General features: G+C 73.6%; 12 protein-coding genes, 2 pseudogenes and 1 riboswitch. Of the genes and pseudogenes, 11 read left to right on the forward strand and 3 right to left on the reverse strand.

What is annotated here, in order from left to right; translation table 11 throughout:
• Nucleotides 1-87 precede the first annotated feature (87 nt).
• Complete coding sequence (locus ACZ8AI_RS09655; protein ID WP_464858058.1) at nucleotides 88-843, forward strand: hypothetical protein; 756 nt, start codon at nucleotides 88-90, stop codon at nucleotides 841-843.
• 122 nt (nucleotides 844-965) lie between these two features.
• Here the strand turns inward: ACZ8AI_RS09655 and ACZ8AI_RS09660 are convergent, their stop codons facing one another.
• The gene (locus tag ACZ8AI_RS09660; RefSeq protein ID WP_464858059.1) at nucleotides 966-1316 is read right to left on the reverse strand and encodes a hypothetical protein; all 351 of its coding nucleotides are present in this window, start codon (nucleotides 1314-1316) and stop codon (nucleotides 966-968) included.
• Here ACZ8AI_RS09660 and ACZ8AI_RS09665 point away from each other — a divergent pair.
• The 10 genes and pseudogenes from ACZ8AI_RS09665 to ribH all read left to right on the forward strand — a co-directional run bounded on the left by ACZ8AI_RS09665 (nucleotide 1297) and on the right by ribH (nucleotide 8338).
• Nucleotides 1297-1782 carry a hypothetical protein gene (locus tag ACZ8AI_RS09665; RefSeq protein ID WP_464858060.1) on the forward strand — a complete coding sequence of 162 codons (486 nt, stop codon included), beginning with the start codon at nucleotides 1297-1299 and terminating at the stop codon, nucleotides 1780-1782. The two genes, ACZ8AI_RS09660 and ACZ8AI_RS09665, sit on opposite strands and share 20 nt — an antisense overlap.
• Nucleotides 1779-2021: a hypothetical protein gene (locus ACZ8AI_RS09670; RefSeq protein WP_464858061.1), complete on the forward strand. Its 243-nt coding sequence runs from the start codon at nucleotides 1779-1781 to the stop codon at nucleotides 2019-2021. The genes ACZ8AI_RS09665 and ACZ8AI_RS09670 overlap by 4 nt, the downstream gene beginning before the upstream one ends.
• A 228-nt stretch (nucleotides 2022-2249) precedes the next feature.
• Nucleotides 2250-3389, forward strand: coding sequence for a hypothetical protein (locus tag ACZ8AI_RS09675; RefSeq protein ID WP_464858062.1), 1140 nt, complete (start codon nucleotides 2250-2252; stop codon nucleotides 3387-3389).
• A 109-nt stretch (nucleotides 3390-3498) separates the two neighbouring features.
• Nucleotides 3499-3627, forward strand: coding sequence for a hypothetical protein (locus ACZ8AI_RS09680; protein WP_464858063.1), 129 nt, complete (start codon nucleotides 3499-3501; stop codon nucleotides 3625-3627).
• A complete protein-coding gene (locus ACZ8AI_RS09685) occupies nucleotides 3624-4403 on the forward strand; it encodes a hypothetical protein (protein WP_464858064.1) in 780 nt (259 codons plus the stop codon). Before ACZ8AI_RS09680 ends, ACZ8AI_RS09685 begins: the two co-directional genes overlap by 4 nt.
• Nucleotides 4310-5131, forward strand: coding sequence for a hypothetical protein (locus tag ACZ8AI_RS09690; RefSeq protein ID WP_464858065.1), 822 nt, complete (start codon nucleotides 4310-4312; stop codon nucleotides 5129-5131). The genes ACZ8AI_RS09685 and ACZ8AI_RS09690 overlap by 94 nt, the downstream gene beginning before the upstream one ends.
• Before the next feature lie 75 nt (nucleotides 5132-5206).
• Nucleotides 5207-6094: pseudogene (locus ACZ8AI_RS09695) on the forward strand (bifunctional lysylphosphatidylglycerol flippase/synthetase MprF); the annotation flags it as partial.
• 145 nt (nucleotides 6095-6239) lie between these two features.
• Nucleotides 6240-6374: riboswitch (FMN riboswitch) on the forward strand.
• Between the two features lie 89 nt (nucleotides 6375-6463).
• Complete coding sequence (locus tag ACZ8AI_RS09700; protein ID WP_464858066.1) at nucleotides 6464-7159, forward strand: riboflavin synthase; 696 nt, start codon at nucleotides 6464-6466, stop codon at nucleotides 7157-7159.
• A 46-nt stretch (nucleotides 7160-7205) separates the two neighbouring features.
• Nucleotides 7206-7836: pseudogene (gene ribB, locus ACZ8AI_RS09705) on the forward strand (3,4-dihydroxy-2-butanone-4-phosphate synthase); the annotation flags it as partial.
• A 22-nt stretch (nucleotides 7837-7858) separates the two neighbouring features.
• Nucleotides 7859-8338 carry a 6,7-dimethyl-8-ribityllumazine synthase gene (gene ribH, locus ACZ8AI_RS09710; RefSeq protein ID WP_464858067.1) on the forward strand — a complete coding sequence of 160 codons (480 nt, stop codon included), beginning with the start codon at nucleotides 7859-7861 and terminating at the stop codon, nucleotides 8336-8338.
• On the opposite strand, the gene ACZ8AI_RS09715 is transcribed toward ribH, so the two are convergent.
• A complete protein-coding gene (locus tag ACZ8AI_RS09715; RefSeq protein WP_464858068.1) occupies nucleotides 8335-9096 on the reverse strand; it encodes a hypothetical protein in 762 nt (253 codons plus the stop codon). The two genes, ribH and ACZ8AI_RS09715, sit on opposite strands and share 4 nt — an antisense overlap.
• Nucleotides 9093-9284, reverse strand: coding sequence for a TetR/AcrR family transcriptional regulator (locus ACZ8AI_RS09720; protein WP_464858069.1), 192 nt, complete (start codon nucleotides 9282-9284; stop codon nucleotides 9093-9095). Before ACZ8AI_RS09720 ends, ACZ8AI_RS09715 begins: the two co-directional genes overlap by 4 nt.
• Nucleotides 9285-9342 lie beyond the last annotated feature (58 nt).

Raw genomic sequence — 9342 nt, forward strand, 5'->3', positions numbered from 1 at the left:
AGATCGGTGCTCCTGTCCACCACGGCAGCAGCGCACCACCGGCCGCCATCGCGGTCGGCCAACGATCTCGATCAGTGAGGAACGACCATGAACAAGTACGTCTCCAGAGGGCTGTGGTTCACCCTCTTCGTCGGCGGGCTGACGCTCGGAGGAGAGCATGTGCCGCGAACGCGGCCACGACCTCCGGCGCGGACAGCACCGTCTCGGGGCACACAGGTTGCCCCGTCCGTCTCCGCCCCGGTGTCGGCCTCCGGCAACGCGCTCGGCGTGCTCGGCGACGCGGTGTCGTCGGTCACGTCGGCCGTCACGGGCGCTCCGACGGCTCCCGCATCCACGCCGGCAGCTCCGGCCGCAGCGCCCTCGACCGCGGCGCCCTCGACCTCCGGGTCGGACGGCGTCGCCTCGGGTACGCAGGTCGTGCCGGAGGTCGCCGCTCCCGTGCAGGTCTCCGGCAACGCCATCGCCGTCGGCGGGGACGCCGCGTCGACCTCGGCGGCGCCGGCCGCTCCTGCGGCGGCTGCTGCACCTGCACCTGCCGCTGCACCTGCCGCTGCTGCTCCGGCGACCTCCGGGTCGGACGGGGTGGCCTCGGGCACCCAGGTGGCCGGTGACGTGACCGCTCCGGTCACGGCGACCGGCAACGCGATCGCCGTCGGTGGGGACGCCACGTCCTCGACGCCGGCGTCCTCCGCTCCGGCTGCGCCGGCGTCCTCCGCTCCGGCTGCGAGTGAGGTCGGCTCCGACGACGTCGGGGTCGGACGGGGTGGCCTCCGGCACGCAGGTCGCGCCGGTCGTGTCGATCCCGGTGACGGTGACCGGCAACGGCATCGGGCTGCTCGGTGACGGCTCCTCGAGCGGTGCCACCGCGGGTTCGGCAACGACCACGCCGGCTGCGGGTGGTTCGACCTCCGGGTCGGACGGCATCGCGTCGGGTTCGCAGGTGTCCCCGGTGGTGTCGCTGCCGGTCACGATCGGTGGGAACGGCATCGGTCTGCTGGGTGACGGACCTCGACGGGGTCGACGACCCCGGCGACGGGCACGGGCACCGGCACGATGACGCCGGCTGCTGGCGGGTCGACCTCCGGGTCGGACGGCATCGCGTCGGGTTCGCAGGTGTCGCCGGTGGTGTCGCTGCCGGTCACGATCGGTGGGAACGGCATCGGGCTGCTGGGTGACGGGACCTCGACGGGGTCGACGACCCCGGCGACGGGCACGGGCACCGGCACGATGACGCCGGCTGCTGGCGGGTCGACCTCCGGGTCGGACGGCATCGCGTCGGGTTCGTAGGTGTCGCCGGTGGTGTCGCTGCCGGTCACGATCGGTGGGAACGGCATCGGGCTGCTGGGTGACGGGGCCTCGACGGGTTCGACGACCCCGGCGACGGGCACGGGCACCGGCACCGGCACGACGACGCCGGCTGCGGGCGGGTCGACGTCGGGCGACGGAGGACTCCTCTCCGGCACCCAGCTCACCCCGGTGATCAGCCTGCCGGTCACGATCGGCGGCAACGGGATCGGCATCGTCGGCGACGGCACCAGCACGACCACCACGCCCGGCACCGGGACGGACCCCGGCACGGGCACCGACCCCGGTGACGGGACCGACCCCGGTGACGGGACCGACCCCGGTGACGGCACGACGCCCGGCGACGGGACCGACCCCGGTGACGGCACGACGCCCGGTGACGGCACCACCCTGGTGACGGCACCACTCCCGGCGACGGCACCAGCACCCCGGGGGCCGCGACCGGTGCCGGCGACGGCACCACGGTGGGAACGGTGACCACCCCCGTCACCGGAGCCGCCGCGGTCGTGGCGACCACTGCCTCCCGGGCCGTGAGCGCCGACACGATGACCGCCGGTGCCTCGACGGTGGCACAGACGGCGGTCCGCGCCGCTGCCGGCGCGGCCGCGCCGGGGCTCGCCTACACGGGCGCGACCTCGCCGGTCCTGCCCGCCGGGTTCGCCCTGCTCCTGCTCCTCGCCGGAGCGGGGACGATGGTGCTGCGCAAGCGGCACTGACCACGCTGCGGGTGTCGGTGCCGTGCACGCGGCACCGACCCCGCGGTACACAGCGGGTCGGAGGGGCACCGGATCAGGGTGCCCCTCCGACCCGTGCCCGCGGTGCGTCGCAGCCGATCAGAGCTGAACGCCGGCTGGTGGCGGTCTGGGAGCGGTCGGTGGTGAACCTGTGGACAGCAGAAGCGCCTCCGGGGCTGCCCGGCAGCGGGGTGCGGCCACGATGAGACCGTGCTCCACGACCTCCTGCGCATCCCGATCACCGGGCGCGACGTCCTCGTCCCCGTCGACGTCCTCGCCCTGGTGCTCACCGTCTGGGTGGTCGTCGTGCCACTCCTGCAGCGGGGCGATCGGCGGCGATCGGCGCACCCCGTCCGCGCCGTCGTGATCCGGGTCGCCGCGCTCGTGGTGGGCGCCGGTGCCGGACTCGTGGCGGTGTGGTGGACCGGGGACGTGCTCGACCTCTTCGGGGTCTCGTTCACGCCGGTGACCCGCATGTGGATCGCCTTCGCGTGCGCCGGCATCGCTCTGCTCGTCGTGGTGCTCGTGCAGGGCGGGTGGACCCTCCGCGTGGTCGCGCTCGGCGCAGCGGCGTGCGTGGCCCTGGCCGCCGGACTCGGCGTCAACGTCGACTTCGGCTTCTACAAGGACGTCGAGCAGGCGGTCGCGACGAACCCGTACCCGACGCGGACGCTCCCCGCGCCCCACCACGGCGGCGCGACCGGTGCTGAAGCCGCTCCGCCCGCCGGCAGCGCCGAGGTCGACCCAGCGGACTGGCACGCTCCGGCGGGGATGCCGCACGAGGGCGAGACGATCAGCGTGCGGATCCCGGGACGGTGTCGCACTTCCACGCTCGGAAGGCCGTCGTCTGGCTGCCGCCGGCTGGCCGCACCGCGCACCCGCCGAAGCTTCCCGTGCTCGTCTCGCTGTCCGGCCAGCCCGGGCAGCCGGCAGACATGTTCCAGACGGGGTGACCTCGGCGAGTACCTCGAGCACTACGCCGAGACCCACGACGGGCTCGCCCCGATCGTCGTGGCGCCCGACCAGCTCGGCGCTCCCGAACGGAACCCGATGTGCGTGGACTCCCGCCGGCTCGGGCGCAGCGCGACCTACGTCATGACGGACACCGTGCAGTGGATCCGGCACCACCTGCCGGTCGCGAGTGCGCCGAGCGCCTGGGGCATCGTCGGGTTCTCGGAAGGGGCCACCTGCGCGATGCAGTTCTCCGCCGCACACCCGGAGGTGTTCGGCACGACGCTGGCGATCTCGAGCGAGATCGGCCCCGGAACGGCAGCGTGCAGCAGACGATCGCGCTCGGCTTCGGCGGATCGGTCGCGGCCTACCGGGCGGCGGCGCCGAGCGCGATCATGACGGCGCACGGGCACTACCCGCACCACCTCACCGTGTTCGGGTACGGCCAGGACGACGCGCCCTACCACGCGTCGACGGACGCGCTCGAGCGGTCGCCGAACGGGTCGGGATGCAGACGTCGCTCATCGTGTCGCCGGGGTCCGCCCACGACTGGAACACCGTGCGCTACGTTCTGTCCCACGGCCTCCCGGCGGTCATCGCGCACCTCGGGCTGCCGGCGACGAAGGGATCGCTGTGACCCAGACCGACCCGGGCACGAGGGAGTCCGGACCGGCGGCGACCCGCTGGCGGAGCGCCTGGCGGACCGTCTCGCGCACGGTCCGGAGGCGCCCGGTCACGACCGCGATCCTCGTCCTGGTGCTCGCCACCTCGGCGACCGCCGTCGTCCTCCGCGTGGTGCACGGCACCGGCCCGGTCTCCTACGGCCCGTTCCGGGTGTTCGCCGCGTCGACCGGCGTCATCGCGATCCTGCTCACCCTGGCCGGCGTGGTCGTGCTCGTCGGTGCCGCCGAACGCCTGATGGGCTCGTGGCGGACGGCGGTCGCGTTCGTCCTGACGACCGTCGTCGGCACCGGCATCGGGGCGTTCAGCGCCTTCGTCGACTCGGACGGACGTGACGTCGGGCCGCTGCTCCTCGGGCGGGCGACGAGCTTCGACCCGTGGACCGCCATCGTGGGCACGATCGTCACCGCGAGCGCCTTCGCCGGTCCGCTGTGGCGTCGCCGGATCCGGGTGAACGCGCTCGCCGTGGTGGCCGCACTGCTGCTCTACGCCGGACACGCCTCGGACCTCTACGCCGTGCTGGCAGCCGGCGCCGGTTGGCTGCTCGGTGAACTGCTCCGCCGGACCCCGAAGCGGAACGGCTGGCTGCGGCAGGCTCGCACCGTGAGACCCGGGTCCTGCTCGGCACCGTGGTGCTCGTGTCGGCGGTCGGCCCGGTCATCGCCCTGGTGTCCCGCGCCCGGGTCGGGATCCTCGCGCCGCTCGCCGCCGTGGTCGGGGCCGGACCGGTGACCCCGGTGCACGGCTGCCGTGCCGACGGCATCGCGGGGGAGTGCCTGCGGGCCCTCATGGCCTACCGCGCGACCGACCCCTGGACGGTGGTGCTGGCGGCAGCCCCGCTCCTCGTCCTCGTCGTCGCGGGGCTCGGGCTGTTCCGCGGCAGCCGGTTCGCCGTGTGGCTCGTCGTCGTGGTGGACGTCGTCACCGCCGCGGCCGCGGCGATCACCTACGGCGCCGTCCCCGGCCGGGTCGAGCAGCTGCACGGCACCGAGGACCAGTTCATCGTCGACGTGTCGATCGCCGCCTCGATCATCGTCCCCCTGGCGACCGCCGTCGTGCTGGTGGTCCTCCGCCGGTCCTTCACGGTGCTGTCCTCGCGCCGTCGCGTGGTCACCTTCGCGGTGACGGTCGGGTCCGCCCTGGTCGTCATCGTCGCGGTCGTGCTGGTGACCGCGGCGTCCGCACCCCAGCACGTCGAGGACCCGCTCCGGCTCGCCGTCGCCGCCCTCGGTCCGCTCTCCCCGGTCACGTTCTGGGACCGCCTGCCGTCGCTGCACCCGATGCTGCGCGTGGTCCTCGGCCTGGCCGGACCGGTGCTCTGGTTCGTCATCGCCCTGGCGTCCGTGCGGCCCACCGGCGCCGTCCGAGGCCCGACGCCGACCCGGACGGCACCCGGCACGACCGTGACCGTGCCCGCGCCCTGCTCGAGGCCGGTGGCGGCGACGCGTTCGGCTGGATGACGACGTAGCACGGCAACGCGTACTGGTTCGCCGAGGACGGTCGTTCGGCGGTCGCGTTCCGCCCGCAACGGCCGCGTCGCGGTGACGGTCGGCGGCCCGTTCGGCTGGCCGGACGCCCGCGCCGACGCGATGACCGCCTTCGCCCGCTGGTGCGACGACAACGGCTGGACGGCGGTGTTCTACGGCATCGGCGTCGAGGCCGCCGGCTCCCTCACGGAGCAGGGCTGGAGCACGCTGCCCGTCGCCGAGGACGCCGACCTCGACCCGCGCACGTGGACGACGAGCGGCAAGAAGAAGCAGGACGTCCGGACCTCGGTGAACAAGGCGAAGCGCGAGGGCATCACGGCGACCTGGTCGTCGTGGCAACAGCTGCCGAGCTCGACGACCCGGCAGATCGAGGCGATCTCGGAGGAGTGGGTCGCCGAACGCGAGCTGCCCGAGATGGGCTTCACCCTCGGCGGCGTCGACGAGATGCGGGACCCGGCGGTCCGCACCCTCGTCGCGCAGGACCAGGCGGGCACCGTGCTCGCGGTCACGAGCTGGCTGCCGAGTCACCGCGAGGAGCGCGTCGTCGGGTGGACGCTCGACGTCATGCGCCGGACCGGTGCCGCGCCGAACGGGGTGATGGAGTTCCTGGTCGCGAGCGCCGCCGGCCGGATGCGCGAGGACGGCGTCGAACGCCTCAGCCTGTCCGCCGCACCGCTCGCGCGGGCGTCGGACACCGCGCCGGCGAACGAGGGCGTGCAGGACCTGCTCGACCTGGTCGGCGGGGTGCTCGAGCCCGTGTACGGCTTCCGGTCGCTGCTGAAGTTCAAGCTGAAGTTCGGCCCCGAGCTGCACCCGCTGGTGCTCGCCTACCCGGACCCGGTCGCGCTCCCGGCGATCGGGATCGCAGTGGTCCGCGCGTACCTGCCGGACCTGTCGCTCCGGCAGGTGGTCGCCCTGGCGCGGGGGCGCGGCTGACGGGAGGCGCGGTGCGGGCCCCGCCCCGCGCCTCCCGGCAGTCGGCACGCACGTCGCGAGCCGCCGTCGGGACGGCGACGCCCCGTTACGTCCGCGCAGGTGGCGGAACGCGACCGTCGTGCGTCTGGGGTATCGTTCGACTACGCAAGCGCTCCGGGGTCGGTGTAATTCCGAACCGGTGGTGACAGTCCACGAACTGATGACGGGTGCGAACCCGGCAGAGGTTGACCTGGTGAAACTCCGGGACCGACGGTGAGAGTCCGGATGGGAGGCGCGCTGGCGGACAGGACGTCCACCGTGCGGTGGCGCGACCCGTCCGTCGATGCCGACGATCGTCGAACGCCCCGGAGTCCCGTTGAGAGGACACCAGTGTTCACCGGCATCATCGAGGAACTCGGCACCGTCACCGCCGTCGAGGAGCACGGCGACTCCGTCGCGCTCACCGTCCACGGCCCGCTCGTGGTCGCGGACGCACAGCACGGCGACTCCATCGCCACGAGCGGCGTCTGCCTGACCGTGGTCGAGCAGACCCCCGAGACCTTCACCGCCTTCGTCATGAAGCAGACGCTCGACATGAGCGCGCACGGCACCCTGGCCGTCGGCGACCGGCTCAACCTCGAGCGTGCGGCCTCGGTCGGGGACCGCCTCGGCGGCCACATCGTGCAGGGGCACGTGGACGGCACGGCGTCCGTGCTCGAGACGTCGGACGGCGACGGGTGGCGCCGCGTGCGGTTCTCGCTCGCGCCCGACCTCAGCCCGCTCGTCGTCGACAAGGGCTCGATCGTCGCTCGACGGCGTCTCCCTCACGGTCAGTGCCGTCTCCGCGGAGGACACCCTCCGGATGCCGCCTGGTTCGAGGTGAGCCTGATCCCCGAGACCCTCGCCGCGACCACCCTCGGCGCGCGGAAGCCGGGGGACCGGGTGAACGTCGAGACCGACGTGCTGGCGCGGCACGTCCGGCGGATGCTGCGGCTCGACGCCGCCGTGCAGTCCTTGCCGGCGGGGTCGGGTGCGGCCGTCGGGTCGACCGCGGCGCCTGCGCCGGTCGGTCTGGAGGCGCGGTAGTGGTCGCCGAAGCACGGACGCCGCCGACGTACCCGCCCCGACCGACGTGCTCGCGCTGTCCGGCATCGACGAGGCGGTCGCCGCCATCGCCGCCGGCCGACCGGTGATCGTCGCGGACGACGAGCACCGCGAGAACGAAGGGGGACGTCATCCTCGCCGCGGAACTCGCCACCCCGGAGTGGATCGCCTGGACCGTCGCCCACTCGTCCGGGTTCATCTGCGCCCCGGTCAGCGCCGAGATCGCCGACGCACTCGACCTGCCGCCGATGGTGGCGCACAACGAGGACGTGCGCGGGACCGCCTACACGGTGACCGTCGACGCCGCCGTCGGTGTGACCACCGGCATCGCCGCCCACGACCGGTCCCGCACGCTGCGGGTCCTCGCCGACCCCACCTCGGTCCGCGACGACCTGCACCGCCCCGGACACGTCGTGCCCCTGCGTGCGCGACCGGGCGGGGTCCGCGAACGCGCGGGCCACACCGAAGCCGCGATCGACCTCGTCACCGCAGCCGGGCTCCGGCCCGCCGCGGCGATCTGCGAGATCGTCGACGAGGACGGCGGCATGATGCGCCTGCCGGGACTCCTCGCACTCGGGGCACGCGCCGGCGTGCCGGTCATCACCATCGCCGCACTCGTCGAGTGGCTCGACGCGGCAGACCGGGCGACGGCCGAGGCCGTGCCCACGGAAGAACGACACGATGAGCGGAGCAGGCGCGGCGGACCGCGACCACGTCGACGGCAGCGGGATCCGGGTGGCGATCGTCGCCAGGCAGTGGCACGAGGCCATCGCCGGCGGGCTGCTCGCCGGAGCGCAGCGCGAGGTCGAGCGCCTCGGGGCCACCGGCGAGGTCATCCCGGTCCCGGGCAGCTTCGAGCTGCCGGTCGTCGCGAAGACCGCGCTCGAGTCCGGCTTCGACGCGGCGGTCGCGCTCGGCGTGATCATCCGCGGCGGCACCCCGCACTTCGAGTACGTGTCGGACGCGGCCACCAGCGGCCTGACCCGCGTGGCGATCGAAACCGGCAAGCCCGTCGGGTTCGGCGTGCTCACCCTGGATGACGAGCAGCAGGGGCTCGACCGCGCCGGGCTGCCGGACTCCAAGGAGGACAAGGGCGCCGAGGCCGTGCACGCCGCCGTCTCCACGGCGGTCACGCTGCGGAAGCTGCGCGTGCTGGCCTAGCGCGGACGCCGCGGATCACACCACGAATCCGACATCGAACCGGGCCCCGTGGTCGGTTCGATGTCGGATTCGTGGTTCGGCACGGGCCGGTCCCGCCGCCGAACGCAGAACGGCCCCGCACCTCTGCAGGTGCGGGGGCCGTTCTGCGTGCGGTGTAGGTTACCGCTTGCCGAACACGTGGATCGGCAGGAAGAAGGGAGAGCGACATGAGCAGGAGGCCGCCCATGAAGATGAAGGCCTGACCGGACTCCACCTGGAACGCGAAGCCGAACAGGTACATCGACACCAGCAGCAGCAGGATCGAGAAAACAGCGGCGATGACGCGGCCCACGGTGGTACCTCCGGAAGTCAGGCGGGTGGATCGTAGCCAGTCTATCCCCAGCGGGGTCGGTGTCGGTTTGCGCACCGGGCCTGGTCGCGATGAGGCGGTCGACGACGCCGAGCAGGGCCTCCATGTCGACGGTGCTGCGGTTCGGCCGGACGTCGCTCGCGGCCCCCAGGGATGCCTGGTGGTACAGCCCGTCGCCGAGCAGTTTCACGGCCTGGGCGGTGGGTTCGTCCCCGAGCGCGTCGACGAGCGTGGTGAGCCAGCCGTTCTCGGTCTCGTCGAGGGTCCGACCCGCCTCTTCGTAGCCGGCCTGCTGCAGGCGGCTCGCGGCGAGGAGGGCGAGGTCGAGCTCGCTGCCCACGAACAGGCAGTTCCGCACGAAGTACCGCGCGGCGCCGTCCTCGGCGTCCCGCATCCGGTCGACGTTCATCGCGGAGAGGTCGGAGAGACGCTCGCAGAGCCTTCGACCAGGGCGGCCTTCGAGCCGAAGTGGTAGAGCAGTCCGCCCTTCGAGACCCCGGCACGAGCGGCGACGGCGTCGAGGGTCGCCGGACGCTCTCCTTCCTCGCACACGATGGCGACGAAGCTGTCCAGAACACGATCGCGGGCGCTTGCCATGGGCACGAGTCTAGGAGTCGTGCAGTGCTCCGGCGCCGTGGGCGGCGACGCGGCGGCC

It is taken from the genome of Curtobacterium sp. AC273 (assembly GCF_979253735.1).

Excerpts from the sequence above, each read along its gene's own strand:
- ACZ8AI_RS09655 (WP_464858058.1), top strand. The coding sequence starts at position 88 with ATGAACAAGTACGTCTCCAGAGGGCTGTGGTTCACCCTCTTCGTCGGC.
- ACZ8AI_RS09680 (WP_464858063.1), top strand. The coding sequence starts at position 3,499 with ATGCAGACGTCGCTCATCGTGTCGCCGGGGTCCGCCCACGACTGGAAC.
- ribH (WP_464858067.1), top strand. The coding sequence starts at position 7,859 with ATGAGCGGAGCAGGCGCGGCGGACCGCGACCACGTCGACGGCAGCGGG.
- ACZ8AI_RS09715 (WP_464858068.1), bottom strand. The coding sequence starts at position 9,096 with ATGAACGTCGACCGGATGCGGGACGCCGAGGACGGCGCCGCGCGGTAC.
- ACZ8AI_RS09720 (WP_464858069.1), bottom strand. The coding sequence starts at position 9,284 with ATGGCAAGCGCCCGCGATCGTGTTCTGGACAGCTTCGTCGCCATCGTG.